Raw genomic sequence first — 20,224 nt, forward strand, 5'->3', positions numbered from 1 at the left:
AAAAGGGAGTTGCAATTCTCGAAAAAATAAGTTAGTGTAATATTCTTGGAAGGAAGTCATCGTTCGTATATATTTTATATGTGCAGAGCAATGGTACGGTTTCAGCGGAAAGTTTTACATAGAAGCTTTTTTAGCTTCGAATAATTATTACTTTGACTATAAACTTCATGATATACTAACTACTGAGGTGTTCGGATATGAAAAAAGAAACGTTAATTGAATGGTTTGAACAAGGCACAGTTTCAATTCCGAAGCTGCTGTTTAATCACTATAGCGATTTGGGAATGAACGAAACGGAATTCATGACGTTAATGCATATTTATGTTTCCATTGAAGGCGGTGAAGGTTTCCCGACACCTAACGAATTGGCGGCAAAAATGAGTATTTCAAGTGCTGTCTGCATGGATACGCTGCGAGCATTAATTCAGCGCGGCTTTTTATCTATTGAACAAGATCAACAGCAAAACGCCCTTATTTGTGAACGTTATTCATTAAAACCGCTTTGGGAAAAGCTTATTCATCATATGATGCAAGAAACAAGAGAAGTAGAAAAAAACGAAGAAGAACAAGAAGAGCTTAATTTATATACAATGTTTGAAAAAGAGTTCGGCAGAGCATTGTCTCCGTTTGAATGTGAAACGCTAGCGATGTGGATTGATCAAGATCATCATGATCCCATTATTATTAAAGCGGCACTAAGAGAGTCGGTGATGTCTGGGAAATTAAACTTCCGGTATATTGATCGTATTTTATTTGAATGGAAGAAAAATGGTATTCGGACCATTGATCAAGCCCGCAAGCATAGCCAAAAATTTCGTCAAAATCAACAGCCCAAAAAACTATCTTCTGTTAACCCTTCTCAGTCTACATCAGCCATTCCTTTTTTTAACTGGCTAGAGCAATGACAGGATAAAAAGCTGCTTCAAGATCCAAGTAATTGAATCTTGAAGCAGCTTTTTTAAAAGAATATGGACAAGAGTAGCATTTGACAGGAACCCTATTGTAAAATAGGAGGGAACTACCTGTAAGAAGAAGGAGAACTAGTATGTTAACGTTAAAACAAATCAGACAGTGCCTAGATGCTATGGCGGAAATGTTTCCTGACGCTCACTGTGAGTTAAATCATCGGAATCCCTTTGATTTAGTCATTGCTGTAGCGCTATCTGCTCAGTGCACAGATGCTTTAGTCAACCGCGTAACAGCGGATTTATTCAAGAAATATCAAACGCCTGAAGACTATTTAGCCGTTTCGTTAGAAGAGCTGCAGCAAGATATTAGATCAATCGGCTTATATAGAAATAAAGCTAAAAATATTCAAAAGCTCTGCCGTATGCTCATTGATGAATACGGAGGAGAAGTTCCAAGAGATCGTGATGAGCTGACCAATCTTCCAGGAGTAGGGCGTAAGACGGCTAATGTTGTTGTATCCGTAGCTTTTGGAGTACCGTCCATAGCAGTAGATACGCATGTAGAACGTGTAAGTAAACGCCTTGGGATTTGCAGGTGGAAAGATTCCGTTTTGGAAGTAGAAAAAACGCTGATGAGAAAAATTCCGAAAGATGAATGGTCCGTTACGCATCATCGACTTATCTTTTTTGGACGCTATCACTGTAAAGCACAGTCTCCTCAATGTCATGTCTGCCCGCTTCTTGATCTTTGCCGAGAAGGAAAGAAACGAATGAAAGGAAAAGAGAAGAAGACAGATGTTACCGATTGAAGTACCGTCACATTTCATATGCGAACCATTCTATTCAAAAGAAGATCGAGTTCTTGAATTAGATGAAAAAAATGGAAGAAATTATTTTGCTTATGATATTTTATACGATGTACATAAAGAAACGAAAACACCTTGGAGGGATGTTCAAAAGAGCATACGGCCATTTTTTGAAAAGTGGGAAACTCAAAGGGAAGAACTGTATACGCTTTTTTCTCAGCGAAAAGCAAAAGAAGCAGCCCCTTGTATGAAACAAGCTGCTGCTATGTATATTAGTTTACTGTTTTGGATTAATGGACAGCCCGTTCGGCGTTTAAATCGGCTGCAAGCAGACATAGCGGACCTAACCTATAAGCCTATTAACTGTGCTGAGAGACTTATGTTTTTGCTGCAGCGAGTTTCTTCTTATCAAGCGTATATTCAGCTGACAGAATTATTTAATGAGCTGCGTAAGCAATATGCAAAAATGCTTATTCTTCACAAGAAATAAAGCCCCTACACGTGTAGGGGCTTTTTACTGCTACGTTAATTTTCAGTTGTTGGCTCTTGCTGCGGTGTAGCAGGTGTTGACGGCGTCGATGGTGTAGCAGGAGTTTGTGGTGTTTGACTTCCTGAGTCACTTCCACCGTTGTCTGCTGGAGGAGGAGTTGTGCCTCCGTTATTATTGTTGTTGCCGCTATTACCATCGTTAGCATTGCCGCTATCATTATTGTTATTATCGGTATTGCCGCTATTGTTACCGCCGCTATTGCTGCCGTTATTGCTGTTTTGGTTATCATCGGGCTGAGTAGATGAATCGTCACCTTGATCAGAGCCGTTGTTTTGATCAGTGTTGCTATTGTCTTCATTTTGATTATCGTCCGTTGTTCCGTCATCTTCAGGCTTAGTAGAATCATCTTCGGTAGCTTGATCTGATGAATCAGGGACTTTTACAGAAGAACTAGCGCTTTCGCCCGTATTTGTTGTTACGGTGAAACTATACGTTGCGCCTGGTGCTGGGTTGGAAATTGTTTTTCCACCGGCTCCTGCCCCAGATGCGAGTTGTTCAGAACCGTTAGGAGATGACATTGTGACTGTAAAGGTCGTATCACTGGCTGCGTTTGACGCTGACCAGTTAACTGAAATTGCTCCTCCGCTATACGAAGCAGTAATTTTTGGCTTCACATCTTTATTGTCTTTTTTCTCTTTTTTGTCCTCTTTTTTATCTTCTTTCTTTTCTTCTTTTTCTTTCTTCACAAACGTTTGAGATACTTTTGTCGGTGCAGTACCGCGCACAAAGTATTCTTTAGTAATTAAGCTCGAAGGAGTAGAGCCGCTTGGGCGTTTTAAGTCTTTGCCCGTTGGTTTTTCCACGGAACGTTCAACTACGCTGTCCGGCTGCTTGAAACTTCCTTTAGGTTTGCCTTCAGAAATATGAGTAATAACATGCTTAAAGATATTTTTTGCCATGCCTGTTTCATTAGCACTTAAAATATAGCCGTCTTTAGCAGTTTCATAGCCTGTCCATACGGAAATCGTATAGTTTGGCGTAAACCCATTAAACCAAACGTCTTTTTCACCAGCGTCTGGAATATTGTATCGTTGCTTTTCTGCAGCACTAAAGTTCGAAGTTCCTGTTTTACCCGCAATTTCTAATCCTGGTGTACGAACAGCACGAGCTGTACCATATGATTCGTTTACAACAGATTTCATCATGTCCGTCATCATAAATGCCGTGTAATCTTGCATTGCGCGTTTTGGTTTTGGCGTTAAATCAATTTCTGTTCCATCAGGGAATTTTACCTTTGTCACTGTATGCGGTGCATTGTACATACCTTCATTTGCAAAAGCACTATAGGCTCCAGCCATTTGTAGAGGTGTAACACCTGTACGGAAGCCTCCGATAGAATAAGATTCAGAATAAGCTTCGCCGTCTTCTTCATCTAATTTTAGCCCAAGCCCTGTAGCGAACTCTTTTGCTTTGTCCGCACCGGTTGCTTGAAACGCTTTTAAAGCAGGGATGTTCAGTGAACGTCCTAAAGCTTCACGCGCTGAAACCCACCCTTTATAGTTGCGTCCAAAATTTCGGATTGGCGTGCCGTTTGAATAATGATATTCTTCATCTTTTATCGGTTGTCCAGTAGACCACTTTAAGTTCTCAATCGCTGGACCGTAATCTAAGATCGGCTTAATTGTTGAGCCGGGCTGACGTCTCATATTTGTTGCAAAGTTTAAGCCGCCTGACACACGATTACGTCCGCCTCCAATTGCTTGAATACCGCCTGTTTCATTATCTACAACGACAAGACCTGCTTGGAATTTATCGTTCGGGAAGTTGACTACTTTGTTGTTCATCACATCATCCACATAGTCCTGAGCATTAGTGTCAAGCGTTGTATAAATTTCTAAGCCCGCAGAAAATGGATCTGCGTCTGTTTTCTTTTTTACTTCCTCGATTACTTGATCAATAAATACATCGTACTTAGATGTTGATTCAGTTTGTTTAGCTAAATGAGCCTGTACATCTACTTGTTTTGCTTTGTCGGCCTCGGCTTGTGTAATGAAGCCGTTTTTAGCCATTAAGTTTAATACTGTGTTACGGCGTTTAGTAGCATTCTCTGGGTTTGTAACTGGGTTATAAGTAGTTGGCGCTTTTGGTAAGCCTGCCAACATAGCAGCTTCATCAAGAGTTAAATCTTTTACGCTTTTAACTCCGTAAAATTTCTCAGCTGCTCGTTCAATACCGTATACTTCACCTGATGCGAAATATATTTTGTTTAAATACATTTCAAGAATTTGTTGCTTCGAATATTTACGCTCAAGCTGGTAAGCTAACCACATTTCTTGTACTTTACGTTTAACCGTCTTCTTTGGTGATAAGAACGAATTCTTTACCACTTGCTGAGTAATCGTACTACCGCCCTCAGCACCGAAACCGTTTTTAAAGTTCGCCATTAATGCTCCGCCAATTCGGTAAAAGTCGACGCCGTGATGTTTATAAAAACGAACGTCTTCCGTAGCGATAAATGCGTTTTTGACGACTTGAGGGATTTCATCGTATTGCACATATGTACGTTTTTGAGCTCCAATTTCTTTTACAACTGTCTTTCCATCGTTTGCATATACTTTAGATGAAAAAGAGTTTTTTAATACCGAGTCATCAACTTTTGGAGCATCGCTTATCATAGCAAAAAAAGTTCCCACTCCGGCAATGAGCCCGATGATTCCTATTAGTAAAACCGCGGCAACAATTTTACGAAATAGGCCTCCTTTTTTCTTCTTTTTCGGTTTTCCTTGAGATTTACCTTCTGGTTTGTTGTCATTCATAGCTCTTCGTCGTTCTTCACGAGAGCGATAATTATCTGACATAAAAACTCCTACCTTTCAACGCATTGTAAGAGAATGATTTCCGTAAACATATATATCATACTCTTAAAAGTATAATTTATCTATAGTTTTTATGTAATCGATTCTCGGATGGTAACCAAGTTCGATGAAATGTCCTTTTTTTTCAATATCTGCCTTAGGGATTGATTTTCGTCCATCTTTTTTCATGGCATCCCAATAAGGAAAAAGGAACTGTGCTTCGAACAAGTATATTTCTTGTAAAGTAGAGAACATTAATATAACGAAACAAATCCCGTTTTGTTTCACAATTTGCTTCATATGTTCAATTTGATGTTCATGAAAATTACGCAGCGGAAATGAGGTTTTATTTCTCGTTTCTTTTGCTTCAAAGTCAAGGTGTTTTCCTTTATAGACTCCATTATAGTCTGTAGTAGAAGCCTGTTTAAAATAAGCTTCTTTGATAACAGCGGCACTTCTCTTCGGATAGTCTACTTTTACAATTTGAACAGGGGTTGGTTTTTTGTGAACAATGGCTATTCCTTTTGAAACATAGTATTCGTTTGTTTCGTTTAAATCGTCCTCCAGCGTCATACCACGATTGCTATAGCTAGCTTCTAGCTTTTTAGGGGAAGGACTGCTGGTATTCAATGGCTTATAGGCCTTTCCGTTAGGATAGCGAATCATAACCATCACTCCTTTAATGTAAATCTATTAAACAAACAAATTCTATTATACCAAATCCTACAAATAAAAATAGATGAAAGAAGATGAAGAGATGTCACTCAATAGTTCGGAACAAGCGCTGTTGACGGCGATTAAAAAAACCACAGACAAGCTGAATATTGATAATATATCAAGAACCCAGGCTTATGCAACTTTTTATCATAGATATCCTGAAGTAAAGTGGGCATTTCTCGCAAGTATGGTATCACGAAACGCAGGATGGAATATGTGTGATTTGCAAGGGGAAAACATGAAAAAAGCGTTATCAAAGCAAACGCGTGATTTATTATTTTTGACGTATGAAAGAGCAAATTGGCTTATTTTTAAAGATGCCTTCCCGCAATTACTATTGTATGCTGTTTCGCGTAAAAAACATGTCTCTTACGTTCATTTACTTCCCTATTTAAACGTTTCATCTTTTATCGAAGAGAAGTGGAGACAATTTATGCAGAGACCTTGTGAACTGCAGCTTATTCATGCGTTAATTGTGAATGAGCAGCATGTTATTCAAAATCCCGTTATTGAACAGCCTTTTTATCAAGATAAGGTATTTAAAAGTATGCTGTTTTTTTTTCAAGATATATTCCACTTTAGTTCCGTCCTTTTTCCTACTACAAAAGGGGAATTATACGGTTGTTCTGTTCATGATTTTACAAAAGTAAATAATCGAATTGATTTAGGGAAGAAATTAGCGGCTTTATTATTTCATAAAAAGTATCATCCCTTGTTTTATGAATTTTCTTTGAAAACAAAGCACACGGGTTCAAGATACGATTATGAGCAGTATTTTATGAATGAAACTAGCTGCCGTACACCTGCTCTTCGAATGGTGTATCCGGCTATTAGACATCATGAAAAGAAGAGAGAAGAGTGGTTTTTAACGAAAAAAGAGGAACGAAAGCTCATGAAAAAGCCGCCTTTTCCAAAGAAAGTTCATTTTACAAAGTGGTATCTTCAAAAGCAAAAGCAGCTGTATATATTAATGAAAGTAGCGCAAGTGTTTAATGTAAATAAAAACGGTCACAAGTGACCGTTTTGTTCTTAAGTAGAAGGCTGGTTAGGACCGTTTAACTTTTTAGGATCACCGTAGGTTTTTGTTTCAGGCTTATTTTTAGGCTGTGATTTTTGCTGTTTGTTGGCCATATCTAGGCACCTCCTATCATGTTGTAATAAACGTTCAGCAGCGGAATGTATCTGCTTAGCTGAAATGTCTATACTAGTGTTTTCAATATGTTCACTTTCGATTCACCATAAATGAAAATGTCGAAAACATCTTTCTTTGACGAATAGAAACTAGTTTTGTCATGTGTGAAGGGACAATGAAGAAAAGAGAGAATACGTTATGCAAAGGAAAATTTGGAGGGATGGCGATGAAACAAAGTATGGTTAAAACAAGCGAAATGATGACTTTATTAGATAGCTTACTAGAGCAAGTAGATTTAGTGGATAAAACGATGTCTACATCTATAAATGAAGCATTTACACATTGTGAAGAAACATATATGGAACAAGTTCATCGCATTGACCAATCACTGCAAGAAATTGAAGTAGCTGTGTATGAAAGCATGCCTTCTGAAACAGAATGGAATAGAAGCCGAAGAGAAATGGTTCTTCATACAGTATAAAGACTGTTTATGTTACAATAGTCATCGTAGAGGTGACGAATAACGATGAATGAAGATGTGAAAAAAAGCACGGAGATCATGTTTCAATATAATGAAGTAGCTGTAGAACGATTAGCGTCTATTCAACAGGAAGAAAATTATGAAGTGAAATTTTTTGAAGAAGTAAAGCCTTATGGAGATATTTTCTTCAAAGAACTTGATGAATGGGCTAGTCTCGTAACGGAATGGCTGAAGAAAGAGCGACCAAAATATATTCATGTTAATCAAGTAGAGACGTTAAAAGAAAATTTACAAAACGTTGTACTACAGTCATTTTATCCCGAGACGCGAGAAAAGCGATTTAAAAAGATGTATCACTCAAATAAGTATGTGCTCGAGTCGATATTGAATAATTAATCCCGGCCTTCCGTTAAGATCTACAAGGTGGGGATTTTCTATGTGTGAGATTGTGACAAAAGTATTTTACACGAATTGAAAAACGAACTATCGATCAAAATTTTTGATTCGTAGTTCGTTTTTTTGATGGGAGGCATAGGTTTCATTTGTTTTGTTCCTTCTAGCAGTTGATTGGAGGGCAAGGCGAAGACTCCTGCGGGAAAAGCGGAACAGGTGAGACCCCGCAGAGCGAAAGCGGCGAGGAGGCTCAGCGGCCGCCCGCAGAAAGCGAAGCCTTGCACCGAGGTCAACTGCGGTGTCATAAGCGGTTCAGCTCATGTATCCCATTTGTTCGTCTCTAGATTGGAATCATTTTGTTACGTCCCAGCCTCTTTTTATCATATCAATCAAAAAGTTAATCAAAATCTTTTTGAGATTGGATAGAAACAGCTGGGTGATCTTGTGAAGCGACTGTATCGATATGATAATCAACTTTTTCAGTATGTTTAGAAGCAACGGCGTTATTTGTTTTAGTTACTGCGCTTTGTCCTTGCTTTTTATGATCAAAATGTTTTCCGCGACTCATGAGATAGACCTCCTTTATTGAATACTACGTTAAAGCTTTTATAGTATAAACAAGTCAAAAAAGAAGTATGTGTCCACTTTACAGGAAATAAAGAAACCACCGATTTCTCGGTGGTAGTAAAAAAATTAATCGTCTTGTGCACTAAAATCGGGCTTAGTAGCTCCAATTTGTTCGAGTTCACGTACAGCGGCTTTGTAATTCATAGGAGTTAAAAAACCTTTTAAATACTGCTGCTGAGCAAAATCGAGTAATTCATTACTTGACTGCGGCTCATACTGTTTCACCGCAATAAAAGCTTCTTGAAGTTCGTTCACATACATGTAAATTCCCTCCTAATCCCCATTTGTGCCACTACGTATACGTAGTATCACTTGTTCTTATCGTACCATATATTTAAATAATCTCGTTTTTTTGAAAAATTTAAACTTTCGACAGAAACCTACATATTTTTGAATGTGTTCTCCAAAAGTACAAGTAGACGAACGTCACCTCTTATTTCTGCATACATACTATATATTATGTAATATTAAAAAGGAGGTATTGATTTTGCATGTATACAAGTAAGCATTATCCGTATTATGAGCAACATCAACCAGAACGTTTTGATTTAAGTCAGGTACATCCTTTTCCGCAGTATCATCAGCAGCCATGGACGGAAGCTTATATGCCGCAACATCCGTACGCTCAGCAACAAATGCCTTTTGGTCCTCAGCAAATTCCCTATATGAACGGAATGTACCAGCAGCCCATGTACAATAATGCAGGTGCGCCTTTTAATCCATACCCTAAAGCTCAGCAACAAAAGCCTCAGCCTTCTCAATTTCAGTCATTAATGTCTCAGTTTAAATCGAGTGATGGCAATTACGATATGAACAAGATGATGAATACTGCGGGGCAGATGATGGGAGCCATGAACCAATTAACATCCCTCGTAAAAGGGTTTTCCGGGATTTTCAAAGTATAAGGACTAGAAGGTGTTTTCTAGTCCCTGCTTATTATTTTTTCTTTTGATTTTTCAAATAGGTCTCTCCAAGAAGTGTAAAGACTTCATTGTAAGTTAATCCAGACTTAGCATTTAAACGTTTGACTTCTTCGACATCTGTTGTTGATGAAGTTGAAATTTGATGCTTGCTTTTTTTCATAAAACCTCTCCTTCTCTATGTAAAATGAATAACATCCCATCTTAGTATATTTCCAAATGTGCTCCTTCTATAAGTGGAAAAAAACGCCGAAGACACTCATGGTTCTTCGGCGTTTTTTTGCAATAAAGATGGGTGTTTAGAGAAATTAAGAGCGACGTGAACGGCGAGTAGAACGACGTGAACGGCGAGTAGAACGGCGAGAACGGCGAGTAGAACGGCGAGAGCGGCGAGTAGAACGGCGAGAGCGGCGAGTAGAACGACGAGAGCGGCGAGTAGAACGACGAGAGCGGCGAGTAGAACGACGAGAGCGGCGAGTAGAACGGCGAGAACGGTGAGTAGAACGGCGAGTGCCGCGAGAAGAGCGACGAGTGCCGCGAGAAGAGCGACGAGTACCGCGAGTAGAACGGCGGCTACTGCGGCCAGTGCTACGAGAAGAGCGACGCTTTCTTGTTAGTGGACCAGCAGTTGGCTCTTGAAACATAAAAGATTTTAATTCTGTACATTCTAGAGCTTCAGCAGCCTCTTTAATTTTTTCAGGTGTAATATGCAATATAAAAACCTCCTTGGCAATTGGACTAGGTCTTGCATTAATAGAATACGCGCTGATGCTTGTCCTTGATATGAGTCAAAAGTGGAGTTTGCGCAAATAGTTGATGCAGTGGGGTATCATGGAGAATTTACCCTTCATATACTTTAATAATTGAAGAAAGGTGGTCGAATAATGAATCAAAAAGAAATCCCTCAATACGCTCTGTTTGTGAATGTAAAAGATTTAAAGGAAATGCAAAGAGATATTTGGTCAGAAGAGGCGGTTCAGGCAACGATGAAGTTTAACAAAAAACGCTACGATATTGATTTGCTGCTAAGAGGCTCCCACATTCGGAAGATGAAGAAAAAGTCATATTATATTGAATTTTATTCTCCAAAAATATTTCAGCGTGCCAAAGAAATACACCTGAACGCTGAATACAAAGATCCATCGCTTATGCGCAATAAATTGTCCCTCGATTTTTTCTCCTCTTTAGACGTTTTATCTCCTCACTCTCAGTTTGTCACTCTTAAGATTAATGGGAAAAATGAAGGAATATATCTTCAGCTCGAATCGGTAGATGAACTATTTTTGAAAAAAAGAAATTTAGCGGATGGATCCATATTTTATGCAGTGGACGGAGATGCTAATTTTTCTTTGATGAGCGATTTGGATAAAAGGCCGAAAACAACTTTGTTATCTGGATATGAAGATAAAGCAGTAAGAGAAGGGGATGAGGAAAAATTAGAAAAGTTTATATTTAATCTTAATACGTGGACAAATACAGAATTCGAACAGAATATTGAGAAGTACTTGAACGTCGACCGCTATTTATCTTGGCTAGTCGGTATTATTTGTATGCAGAATTACGACGGTTTTGTCCATAACTATGCCCTCTATCTAAATCATGAAAGCGGACGCTTCGAACTGATTCCATGGGATTATGATGCAACTTGGGGAAGAGATGTAAATGGAAAAGTAATGGAAGGAGACTATGTCCGCGCACAAGGATTTAATACGCTTACAGCTCGCTTACTGGCGGTGAACAGCATTAAAAAGCGATATATTCAAAAAATGAACAATGTTCTAAATAATCAATTCACAATAGAATACATGAAACCAATCATTTATCAACTGCATGAGTATATTGCTCCTTATGTATTAAAAGATCCTTACGTAAAAGATAACTTGGAGCAATTTTATAAAGAACCCGAATTTATGCTGTCTTTTATAAAAGAACGAACAGCGTATATTGAAAATAACCTTTTGACTCTTTAAAAAGAGATAGATTTATAGGCAATTTATAGGCAACAGTGGATTTTGCTAATAATAGGCAAATGCAGGAAATCAATAGCTGTACATGATACGTATATATACAGTATGAATGACCAATAAGGATAACTAATAAGGAGGAAAAACAATGAGTAACTATTACTATGGCCAAGAACAAGGGCAAAATCAAAATCCACGCCAAAAATCAAGCCAAAAACGCAGCCAAAATGTACAAATGCCTGATAAAGGCTATTCTTCTCACTTCAAACCCCTAACAGGAAGAGTGGTGACCGTTTATCGTGGAGGACCTGAATCTAAAACAGGTTATTTGGTTGACGTGCAGTCAGATTATTTAATTTTAGCGGTAGAAAGCAATAATAACAATAATGGTGAAAATAACAACCAAAACAACCAAAAAAACCAAAACAATCAAAACAATCAAAACAATAATCAACAAGAATATACCCTTGTATATTATAACTTAGCGCATGTAAAGAGTATTACTGAAGATACTATGTCAAATTCAGCGCAAACCTTTACAGGGTTTAACGAAGAACTAGAATTATATCGAGGAAAAACTTTTGCTACAACTTTATCATTAATGAAAACTAAATATGTGCAGGTTAATCAAGGTGGACCTGAGAAAAAAGCAGGTCAGCTTCTTGATGTCTTAGGTTCATTTGAATCTGCTTATATAGTATTACTCACAGAGGACGACGGTGTCATTTATATTAATACTGAACACGTTAAGAGTGTGAGTGAATATCAAAACAACAATGGAGATCAAGCTAATCAATCTGCAAATGAACTCTTAGTGAGCCAAGAACCAGAATATATGAAATCCAAAAGCTTTAACGATCTTTTTGCCCACCTTTCTCATAAATGGGTATCAATCAATAATGGAGGACCTGAAGCTGTAGAGGGCGTGTTAGTACAAAGCCGAAATGGTACATTTACACTTGTGCAGAATAATCAAGTATTACGCTTACAGCCAAGACACGTTAAAACCATTTGTGTAGGAGCAAAAGGGGCTTTTAAGCAAAACGATAACAATCAAAATAATAATGAAGAAACAGAAGAAAATGGAGAGACTGAAGCTGCGAAGTCTACAGAAGAACGTACAGGAGAACGTACGGGAAGCCGCACAGGTGGACGTACAGGACGCCGCACGGGTGGACGCACAGGTGATCGTTCTCGAGGACGCCGCACGGGTGGACGTACAGGTTCACGCTCTTCAACACCGGCTGAGAAAGTTATTAAAACGAAAAATTATCGTTGGAAAGCATGATGAAATGGAACATAAAAGGTGCTTATAAAGCACCTTTTCTATCATATAGGAAAAAGGAGGAGAATCAGAATGAGTATGAATCATTATATCAATAAAATTGTGGAGTTAGATATTTCAGGAAAAACGACATTTGTTGGCAGACTTATTGATCTTGGATTAGATATTATGGTTTTGTATAATGGACATGATTATTTGTATATTCCTCTTTTACACATGCATCGTTTGCGGGAAGTATCGGAAGAAGACTATACGGTTTTACGTGAAATAGAAGAGAATTTAATAGAAGAAAGTCAGCGGATTTCTTATCGGAATATTTTACAGCAGGCAAAAGGGAAATTTATTGAAATTTATGTAACGGGAGGGAAATCATTGCATGGCTATATCACAAGCGTGCTGAATGATTATCTTGTGTTTTATTCTCCAGTGTATAAAAATGTCTTTGTTTCTCTGCATCATTTGAAATGGCTTACCCCTTACAGTAATGAGTTAACCCCTTATTCTTTAAGTGACAAAGAGCTCCCAGTAAGGCCCGCCTCTGCACCTTTTGTCAGAAACTTTGAAGAGCAGCTTAAAAAATATGAAAATCAACTGGTCGTATTAGATTTAGGGGATCAATCAGAAAAGATTGGTGTACTTAAAGAAGTTTCTAATAATATTGTTGAACTAATTACGGCAAATGGAGAAAGTATGTATTGGAAGTTAGCTCACGTAAAAGCTGTACACTTGCCTTAGAAAAAGAGACCTCCCTGTCGTCTCTTTTTTTTATGTGTTTAGCAAGACAAGTATATTGAATAAACAAATGAGATGATTTAAATTTTTTAGAAAATTATGTTGACAATAAAGAAAATCTTTATTAAAGTTAGTAACAACAAACGTTAACCACCAACAATTATATAGAACTCTTATCAAGAGTGGCGGAGGGACTGGCCCTGCGATGCCCGGCAACCATCAAATGAAACATTCATTTGAACGGTGCTAATTCCTGTGGAACATCAGTATTGTTCTAACAGATGAGAGAAATCGTGTATAAACGAACACTCTTCCATCTGTGAAGAGTGTTTTTTATTTTGAGTGAAGGAGAGAAATAGATGAAAATTGAAACTTTATTAGTTCGTTCAGGAGTAGGTCGTGATCCTTCAACAGGTTCTATTACAACACCCATTTACCAAGCATCAACATTTGCTCATCCTGCTTTAGGGCAAAGTACAGGATTTGACTATGCACGTACGGCAAATCCTACTCGTACAGCATTGGAAGAAGCAATTGCTGCTTTAGAAAAAGGAGAAGTAGGAGTAGCATTCGCTTCAGGAATGGCGGGTGTAATGGCAGTTTTAGCACTATTTAAAAACGGAGATCATTTAATTGTATCAGAGGATTTATACGGAGGAACGTACCGAGTACTAAATGAAATCTTTTCAGAGCAAGGAATTACTGTTTCGTACGTCAACACAGCACATCTCGAGCAAGTAAAAGATGCGCTTCGTCCCAACACGAAAGCTTTATTTATTGAAACACCTACGAATCCAATGATGCACGTGACTGATTTGCCAGAAGCAATTGCGTTAGCTAAACAGCATGATTTGCTTACCATCGTTGACAATACCTTCATGTCCCCTTATTATCAGCGTCCTTTAGAGCTTGGAGCAGATATTGTAATACATAGTGCAAGCAAATACATTGGGGGTCATAATGATGTAGTTGCTGGTCTTGTAGTGGCTCGATGTAGTAGCTTAGGAGAGAAAATTCGTTTTTATCAAAATGCAGCTGGGGCAATCTTAGGGCCACAGGACAGCTGGTTGTTATTACGCGGTGTTAAAACGCTAGCGCTTCGTATGGAAAAGCATAATGAAAACGCGCTGAAAATTGCAAATTGGCTTACTGCTCATGATCTCGTGGAAAAAGTGTATTACCCTGGTCTTGAAACACATCCAGGCTATGAAATCATGAAGAAACAAGCAACTGGATTTGGAGGCATGATTTCTTTTGCTGTCTCACACCCTGACATCGTGTCAGTACTTTTAGAAAATGTCAAAGTTATTACATTTGCAGAAAGCTTAGGAGGCGTAGAAAGTTTAATGACATTCCCAGCTCGTCAAACACACGCTGATATTCCGGAGGAAATTCGAAATCGTGTCGGAGTAACAAACTGTTTACTGCGGCTATCAGTTGGAATTGAGCACGCAGATGATTTAATTAAAGATTTGAAGGAGGCATTTGATGCATACCAACAATAATAAACATAGATTTGGTACGAACTTAATTCATGCAAATACAGGAATTGACGGTCATTTTGGAGCGGTTAACGTACCTATTTATCAGGTATCTACATTTAACCAAGAAGATGAGACGAACAACGGCCGTTATGACTATTCTCGTTCAGGAAATCCAACTCGTGAGGCTTTAGAAAACACCATTGCTCAGCTAGAAAATGGATACGCTGGTTTTGCTTTTTCATCAGGTATGGCTGCTATCTCATCGGTGTTATCTATTTTTGAATCAGGGGATGAAATTTTAGTTTCACACGATACGTACGGCGGGACATATCGTGTATTAACACGATTATTTTCAAAGTTTGGTATCAAAACAACTTTTGTTGATACAACGAAGGTTGAGAAAGTAGAAGAAGCTATCACAAAAGATACGAAGGCTATTTATATCGAAAGCCCTTCAAATCCATTTTTACAGGTAACAGATATTAAAGCAGTAGCAAGTTTGGCGAAGGAGCGCAATCTTCTTACAATTGTGGATAACACGTTTTTAACGCCTTATCTACAGCAGCCAATTGACCTTGGTGTAAACATTGTGATTCATAGTGCTACAAAATATATCAGCGGCCACAGTGACGTCATTGGCGGTTTAGTTGTAGTAAGCGATGAAAAGTTAGCAGAAGAAGTAAAGTTTGTGCAAAATGCTTTTGGTGCTATCTTGGGACCACAGGATTGTTTTTTACTGCTTCGGGGAATTAAGACATTAAAAGTTCGTTTAGATCAGCAGTTAAAAACAGCGCTGCAGTTTGCAAAATGGCTTGAAGAACAATCTCTAGTGAGCCGTGTATACTACCCGGGCTTAAAAAGTCATCCAGACCACAAACTGATTTCAGAACAAGCAAATGGATACGGAGCTATGATTTCTTTCCAAGTACAGGATGAAAAAGTAGCACGACATATTTTACAAGGAGTCAAATTAGCTTCAATTGGCGTTAGTCTAGGTGCAGTTGAATCCATTCTAACGCATCCTGCAACAATGTCTCATGCAAGTATCCCAAAAGAAGTACGTGAAGAAAAAGGAATTACTGATTCACTTCTTCGTCTTTCAGTAGGGTTAGAGGAATTCGAGGATTTAAAGCAAGACTTTAATGCTGTTTTTCAAAGCTTAGAAGAAAAGGCGTTAATTAAATAAAGAAAAGAGACTGGGACAAAAGTATTCTAGTTAAAGTTAAACAAGAACTATTAATCAAAATTACTGATTAATAGTTCTTGTTTTTTGTTGTCATGGTGAACGTAGGTTTCATCTATTTCGTTGCTTCTAGCGGTTGATTGGAGGGCCAGGCGAAGACTCCTGCGGGAAAAGCGGAAGGGATGAGACCCCGCAGAAGCACAAGCGGCGAGGAGGCTCATCGGCCGCCCGCGGAAAGCGAAGCCTTGCACGGAAATCAACCGCGGTGTCACAAGCGGTTCAGCTCCTTTATCCCATTTGTTCGTCTTTACACTGGATTGATATCCGTTATATACAGCTATCTAAAAGGTTTGTGTATAGGGACGTAAGCGCAACTTTTTCATCAGAGGAAAGACTGCTGTTTAGAATTCTTTTTATGCCAAGATGATATTTTACATACGGTGTTTGCCGGACGCGTGGATGAGTCATTTCATCTTTTAAATCTTTCATAATGGCTTCGTGAAGCTGATCTTCACTTGTCATGGCTTGTTTAGAAGCAAACGAACGGTTTAACCATAGGGTTTGATAAGCTGCTAGTAAATGTTCAGAAGTCATTGTTCAAAGAGCTCCTTTAGATTAGTTTCTTCATTAGAATAGTCTATAGTTTACCACAAGTATTAATACGTGTACGTAACTTTTACAGAAGCAGATACAGTCAAGGACTGAGCTTGAATAGGGGGAGAGGCCGCTAATAACTTAGGCGAGGAGCCAGATGACTGATAGACGGGGCCTTCTTCGATTAGAATGGGGGTTTGGTTAATAGGGAGCTGAAGCGTGTTGGCAATGGTAAAGGCCTTTTCTTTGGCATTCAATAAAGCTTTACTAATTGCTTCTTGTTCATATTTATCATCATTTGTAACGTGAAATTGAAGGTCTTGCGCTACGTTTGCTCCGCTTGAAAACGTAGCGTTATAGACATCGCCCGCTTGTTTTACATCTTGTACTCTTACTCTAAATAAGTGCTGTACTTCGTATCCTGTAAGAGTCGATTTTCCATCGCTGTAATCATATTTAGGATTTATGGTGAATGAAGCTGTTTCAATTTGCTGGTCGTTGATTCCAAGATTTTTCATCTCTTGCAGCAAAGTGTTTGAAACAGCTGAATTTTCTTTTAAGGCTTCTTGAACGTCTCGGTTTTCCGTACGAGTTCCAATCGTCATGGAAATTTCATTTGGAATGGCTGAAGCAGTTCCTTCACCAATTACTTTAATTTCTCTATTTTGTGTATCTACGCGCAGTTGTTGTGTAGGTTCATAAGGCAAATAAGAATGTTGCATACAAAAACCTCCTTTATTGATCTTTAATATATATATGATAAGCAAAGGAGATTAAAAACAAAAAGAGGTTGAGACATAACTAAATCAACCGCTAGACGCAACTATATACATGAAACCTATATTCACCATACCAATAAAAAAATCCGAACGAATTTGATTCTCCATCAAGAATCTCGATTCACCGTTCGGATCTTCCTTCAATTAGCATACTTTTTTTCAGCTTCTCTTTGTTTATTTCGATTCTTTTATTAAGATTTCTTTCATTTCAATGAATTGATTTTGAACATCGTTTGACGGTTTCTTTGTTAGTAAACTTACAATAATAACAGCTAATAAGCTTAAAAAGAAACCAGGAATCATTTCGTAAAGAGCATCCTTAAACGGAGTATTTACCCAAATTAATACCGTAACAGCACCTACAATCATCCCTGCAAGTGCTCCCCATCGAGTCATACGCTTCCAGTAAAGACTTAGTAAAATAGCAGGACCAAATGCAGAACCAAATCCAGCCCAAGCGTATCCAACCAGCCCTAAAATCGTATCACTAGGTTTTAAAGAAAGCAAAATAGCGATAATTGCAACACCTAAAACCGCAGATCTTCCGACCGTTACAAGCTCTTTGTCAGAGGCTTTGCGTCGGAAAAATGTTTTATAAAAATCTTCTGTAACAGAGCTTGCCGTTACAAGCAGCTGAGAAGAAATCGTACTCATAATTGCTGCTAGTAAAGCTGCATATAAAAATCCAGTAATTAACGGATTGAAGAGTATATCCGCAAATTTAATAAAAATAGTTTCAGGGTCTGCTAGTTTCATACCCGTTTTTTCTACATATGCAATTCCAACGAGCCCTGTCAGCATAGCACCAATAATAGAAATAATCATCCAGCTCATTCCAATACGGCGTGCGGGTTTTAATTCCTTAACAGAAGAGATAGCCATAAAACGGACGATAATATGAGGCTGGCCGAAATAGCCAAGTCCCCAGGCTAAGAAGGATATAATACCTAAAACGGTCGTACCTTTAAAAATGTCCAGATATGCTGGGTTAATGTCCTGTACAATATCCATTGTTGTGTTAACGCCTCCAACATCAGTGAAAGCAACAATGGGTACTAAAACTAAAGCAAGAAACATAATAACGCCTTGAACAAAATCTGTTAAACTAACGGCTAAAAATCCACCGAAAAGAGTGTAGGCAATAACAACAGATGCTGTTACAAATAAGCCAATTTGGTAATGTAAATCAAATGCTGACTCAAATAACCGTCCGCCTGATACCATACCAGCTGAAGTGTAAAGAGTGAAGAAAATAAAGATGACGATTGCTGATACTGTTCGAAGAATCTTGGCGTGGTCGCCAAAACGATTTTCAAAAAAGTCTGGGATTGTAATCGAGTCATTCGCTACTTCCGTATAAGTGCGAAGACGCGGAGCGAGGATTAAATAGTTTAAATAAGCACCTATAGACAATCCCACCGCTAGCCAGACGCTAGAAAGGCCAGTCACATACATGGAGCCAGGAAGCCCCATTAACATCCATCCACTCATATCGGAAGCGCCAGCTGAAAGGGCGGTAACGGCTGGACCTAGTCCGCGTCCTCCTAACATATAGCCAGCTACATCTTCAGTGGTTTTTCTATAGGCATACCATCCTATTCCAAGCATTCCCACAAAATAAATGCCGAGTGAAATATAAACTCCAATATCCACCAAATCTCCCCTTTATGCATTTTTTATGCATGAAACGAGCGCTGCTCGTCACGCAAACATCTTATGGTTTCTAAAACTAACAAACTTTTCCTATACTATCAACCCACAAAAACGTAAATTACCTAAGTCTAAAATCCCCTAAACCTTTATATTATAGAAATGAAAACGTTTTCAAAATAAAGTAAAATAAAAATATTCAGAAATTTATAAGAGCGCTTTTTATGCAATATTTTATGCAAAAAATAAAATAAAAAGAGCATTTTGTAAAATGCTCTTTTGACATTCATGTATATTAGCGTGAGTTCGGGAATACGCGGCGAACAACTTCTGAAAACTCGTCAAATAGTCCAGAAACTGGTTTACCCGTTTGAAGCTTGTCTACATATCCGTTCATACGATTCACAAAATCAGGGTTTGTTGATACAAACACTCGATGAACACTGCCATCAGCTTTTCTTACTTCATGTGCAATCTTATGCTCCATATCTTTTGTGAGATTGCCTTCTTTGTTATCGTCTAATACGGCTGCTACATAAGCTGTATGGTCGGTTACGATTACGTTAGCATCTTTTACGTTTTTTAACGCTACGATACGATCAGCTGCCACATCGGCTACTCTCATTCCGCCGGACTGATTGTACTGTTCTTTTTCATTACGCTGTACGTCTTGCGTATCGTTTACATCATTCATTTTCGTTTTATTGTTTCCATTTTCATATGTGACGTTGCGGACTGTATTATCGTCAATGACGCCATCTTTACCTTGATCTGCTGTGCTGCAGCCGAATAAAGAAAGGGTCGTCATGCAGCCTACAACAAACAAAAACGATTTCTTCATGATAGTATCACTCCTTATAAGTTTTAACCTTTCTTATAATTTGTTAAAAACGTGTGAAGCATACATGAAAAATATAAAAAAGCCTATACTATCGAAAAAGGAGGAATATGTATGAGTGGAATTCAACAAAGCATATTTGTGCTTCATACAAAAGAAGAAAACCATGAAGAAACAACAACGTTTGCACTGACTTCAGAAGAAGCTAAGTTATTATTTGAGACCCTGCAAAATAAACGAAAAGAAATTATCGACGCCCACATTGATAACATGTTGACGTAAGGAAGATAAATATTTTGCAAAACGGATGAGCCATATGTTAAGAATGGCTCAATATTTGCATTCTACATATAGGTATAGTATAATGTAAACGCAACCAAATTTAA

Annotated in this window: 25 protein-coding genes and 1 riboswitch; of the genes, 14 read left to right on the forward strand and 11 right to left on the reverse strand. The window is 38.3% G+C overall.

Features of this window, described 5'->3' with window-relative positions; all coding sequences use genetic code 11:
* The first annotated feature begins 197 nt into the window (after positions 1 to 197).
* From MMB69_RS20860 to MMB69_RS20870, 3 genes are all read left to right on the forward strand, one after another.
* Positions 198 to 905: a DnaD domain-containing protein gene (locus MMB69_RS20860; RefSeq protein ID WP_028407970.1), complete on the forward strand. Its 708-nt coding sequence runs from the start codon at positions 198 to 200 to the stop codon at positions 903 to 905.
* A gap of 140 nt (positions 906 to 1,045) precedes the next feature.
* Complete coding sequence (nth, locus tag MMB69_RS20865; protein ID WP_195780770.1) at positions 1,046 to 1,717, forward strand: endonuclease III; 672 nt, start codon at positions 1,046 to 1,048, stop codon at positions 1,715 to 1,717.
* The gene (locus MMB69_RS20870) at positions 1,704 to 2,204 is read left to right on the forward strand and encodes a YpoC family protein (protein ID WP_221785639.1); all 501 of its coding nucleotides are present in this window, start codon (positions 1,704 to 1,706) and stop codon (positions 2,202 to 2,204) included. Before nth ends, MMB69_RS20870 begins: the two co-directional genes overlap by 14 nt.
* Positions 2,205 to 2,239: 35 nt before the next feature.
* On the opposite strand, the gene MMB69_RS20875 is transcribed toward MMB69_RS20870, so the two are convergent.
* A complete protein-coding gene (locus MMB69_RS20875) occupies positions 2,240 to 5,062 on the reverse strand; it encodes a PBP1A family penicillin-binding protein (RefSeq protein WP_221785638.1) in 2,823 nt (940 codons plus the stop codon).
* Between the two features lie 63 nt (positions 5,063 to 5,125).
* Entirely contained in the window at positions 5,126 to 5,725 is a 600-nt protein-coding gene (gene recU / locus MMB69_RS20880) for a Holliday junction resolvase RecU (RefSeq protein WP_014460963.1), read from the reverse strand.
* A gap of 73 nt (positions 5,726 to 5,798) precedes the next feature.
* Here recU and MMB69_RS20885 point away from each other — a divergent pair, with 73 nt between their 5' ends.
* Entirely contained in the window at positions 5,799 to 6,794 is a 996-nt protein-coding gene (locus MMB69_RS20885) for a DUF2515 family protein (protein ID WP_221785637.1), read from the forward strand.
* Positions 6,795 to 6,805: 11 nt separating this feature from the next.
* Here MMB69_RS20885 and MMB69_RS27340 read toward each other — a convergent pair whose 3' ends face one another.
* Positions 6,806 to 6,907, reverse strand: a complete 102-nt coding sequence (locus MMB69_RS27340; protein WP_016763465.1) for a hypothetical protein — start codon at positions 6,905 to 6,907, stop codon at positions 6,806 to 6,808.
* A 227-nt stretch (positions 6,908 to 7,134) separates the two neighbouring features.
* On the opposite strand from MMB69_RS27340, the gene MMB69_RS20890 reads away from it, so the two are divergent.
* The 3 genes from MMB69_RS20890 to MMB69_RS20900 all read left to right on the forward strand — a co-directional run bounded on the left by MMB69_RS20890 (position 7,135) and on the right by MMB69_RS20900 (position 8,126).
* Positions 7,135 to 7,389 (forward strand): hypothetical protein, encoded by a 255-nt coding sequence (locus tag MMB69_RS20890; RefSeq protein WP_013056112.1) that lies wholly within the window; start codon positions 7,135 to 7,137, stop codon positions 7,387 to 7,389.
* 45 nt (positions 7,390 to 7,434) lie between these two features.
* Positions 7,435 to 7,785: a YppE family protein gene (locus tag MMB69_RS20895; protein ID WP_013056113.1), complete on the forward strand. Its 351-nt coding sequence runs from the start codon at positions 7,435 to 7,437 to the stop codon at positions 7,783 to 7,785.
* Between the two features lie 167 nt (positions 7,786 to 7,952).
* On the forward strand, positions 7,953 to 8,126 hold the full coding sequence (locus tag MMB69_RS20900; RefSeq protein WP_277448425.1) for a hypothetical protein: 174 nt from the start codon (positions 7,953 to 7,955) through the stop codon (positions 8,124 to 8,126).
* Positions 8,127 to 8,179: 53 nt separating this feature from the next.
* Here the strand turns inward: MMB69_RS20900 and MMB69_RS20905 are convergent, their stop codons facing one another.
* Together MMB69_RS20905 and MMB69_RS20910 are read right to left on the reverse strand one after the other, a co-directional pair.
* A complete protein-coding gene (locus tag MMB69_RS20905) occupies positions 8,180 to 8,350 on the reverse strand; it encodes a hypothetical protein (protein WP_013056114.1) in 171 nt (56 codons plus the stop codon).
* A gap of 125 nt (positions 8,351 to 8,475) precedes the next feature.
* On the reverse strand, positions 8,476 to 8,670 hold the full coding sequence (locus tag MMB69_RS20910; RefSeq protein WP_013056115.1) for a YppF family protein: 195 nt from the start codon (positions 8,668 to 8,670) through the stop codon (positions 8,476 to 8,478).
* Positions 8,671 to 8,900: 230 nt separating this feature from the next.
* Between MMB69_RS20910 and MMB69_RS20915 the strand changes: the two genes are divergently transcribed.
* Positions 8,901 to 9,314 carry a YppG family protein gene (locus tag MMB69_RS20915; RefSeq protein WP_013056116.1) on the forward strand — a complete coding sequence of 138 codons (414 nt, stop codon included), beginning with the start codon at positions 8,901 to 8,903 and terminating at the stop codon, positions 9,312 to 9,314.
* Positions 9,315 to 9,345: 31 nt separating this feature from the next.
* On the opposite strand, the gene MMB69_RS20920 is transcribed toward MMB69_RS20915, so the two are convergent.
* Together MMB69_RS20920 and MMB69_RS20925 are read right to left on the reverse strand one after the other, a co-directional pair.
* Positions 9,346 to 9,492 (reverse strand): hypothetical protein, encoded by a 147-nt coding sequence (locus tag MMB69_RS20920; protein ID WP_221785636.1) that lies wholly within the window; start codon positions 9,490 to 9,492, stop codon positions 9,346 to 9,348.
* Between the two features lie 145 nt (positions 9,493 to 9,637).
* Complete coding sequence (locus tag MMB69_RS20925) at positions 9,638 to 10,042, reverse strand: CotG/ExsB N-terminal domain-containing protein (protein ID WP_277448383.1); 405 nt, start codon at positions 10,040 to 10,042, stop codon at positions 9,638 to 9,640.
* A gap of 168 nt (positions 10,043 to 10,210) precedes the next feature.
* On the opposite strand from MMB69_RS20925, the gene MMB69_RS20930 reads away from it, so the two are divergent.
* The 5 genes from MMB69_RS20930 (at position 10,211) to MMB69_RS20950 (ending at position 15,980) form a co-directional block, all read left to right on the forward strand.
* Positions 10,211 to 11,299, forward strand: coding sequence for a CotH kinase family protein (locus MMB69_RS20930; RefSeq protein ID WP_221785686.1), 1,089 nt, complete (start codon positions 10,211 to 10,213; stop codon positions 11,297 to 11,299).
* A gap of 142 nt (positions 11,300 to 11,441) precedes the next feature.
* Positions 11,442 to 12,581, forward strand: a complete 1,140-nt coding sequence (locus tag MMB69_RS20935; RefSeq protein ID WP_221785634.1) for a spore coat protein — start codon at positions 11,442 to 11,444, stop codon at positions 12,579 to 12,581.
* A 69-nt stretch (positions 12,582 to 12,650) separates the two neighbouring features.
* Positions 12,651 to 13,313 carry a DUF2642 domain-containing protein gene (locus MMB69_RS20940; RefSeq protein WP_221785633.1) on the forward strand — a complete coding sequence of 221 codons (663 nt, stop codon included), beginning with the start codon at positions 12,651 to 12,653 and terminating at the stop codon, positions 13,311 to 13,313.
* Between the two features lie 167 nt (positions 13,314 to 13,480).
* Positions 13,481 to 13,598, forward strand: a riboswitch (SAM riboswitch).
* 71 nt (positions 13,599 to 13,669) lie between these two features.
* A complete protein-coding gene (locus tag MMB69_RS20945) occupies positions 13,670 to 14,815 on the forward strand; it encodes a trans-sulfuration enzyme family protein (protein WP_034653411.1) in 1,146 nt (381 codons plus the stop codon).
* On the forward strand, positions 14,799 to 15,980 hold the full coding sequence (locus MMB69_RS20950; protein ID WP_014460952.1) for a trans-sulfuration enzyme family protein: 1,182 nt from the start codon (positions 14,799 to 14,801) through the stop codon (positions 15,978 to 15,980). Before MMB69_RS20945 ends, MMB69_RS20950 begins: the two co-directional genes overlap by 17 nt.
* 324 nt (positions 15,981 to 16,304) lie before the next feature.
* On the opposite strand, the gene MMB69_RS20955 is transcribed toward MMB69_RS20950, so the two are convergent.
* The 4 genes from MMB69_RS20955 to MMB69_RS20970 all read right to left on the reverse strand — a co-directional run bounded on the left by MMB69_RS20955 (position 16,305) and on the right by MMB69_RS20970 (position 19,841).
* On the reverse strand, positions 16,305 to 16,571 hold the full coding sequence (locus MMB69_RS20955; protein ID WP_013082344.1) for a hypothetical protein: 267 nt from the start codon (positions 16,569 to 16,571) through the stop codon (positions 16,305 to 16,307).
* 62 nt (positions 16,572 to 16,633) lie between these two features.
* A complete protein-coding gene (locus MMB69_RS20960) occupies positions 16,634 to 17,293 on the reverse strand; it encodes an SIMPL domain-containing protein (protein ID WP_264409022.1) in 660 nt (219 codons plus the stop codon).
* Between the two features lie 231 nt (positions 17,294 to 17,524).
* Positions 17,525 to 19,003, reverse strand: coding sequence for a sodium/proline symporter PutP (putP, locus tag MMB69_RS20965; protein ID WP_221785631.1), 1,479 nt, complete (start codon positions 19,001 to 19,003; stop codon positions 17,525 to 17,527).
* A 292-nt stretch (positions 19,004 to 19,295) separates the two neighbouring features.
* Positions 19,296 to 19,841, reverse strand: coding sequence for a YhcN/YlaJ family sporulation lipoprotein (locus MMB69_RS20970; protein WP_014460948.1), 546 nt, complete (start codon positions 19,839 to 19,841; stop codon positions 19,296 to 19,298).
* A 111-nt stretch (positions 19,842 to 19,952) separates the two neighbouring features.
* Between MMB69_RS20970 and MMB69_RS20975 the strand changes: the two genes are divergently transcribed.
* Positions 19,953 to 20,120 (forward strand): hypothetical protein, encoded by a 168-nt coding sequence (locus MMB69_RS20975; RefSeq protein ID WP_013056129.1) that lies wholly within the window; start codon positions 19,953 to 19,955, stop codon positions 20,118 to 20,120.
* Positions 20,121 to 20,224 lie beyond the last annotated feature (104 nt).

This window comes from Priestia sp. P5 (assembly GCF_029522155.1).
In the GTDB taxonomy this organism is placed as follows: domain Bacteria; phylum Bacillota; class Bacilli; order Bacillales; family Bacillaceae_H; genus Priestia; species Priestia megaterium_E.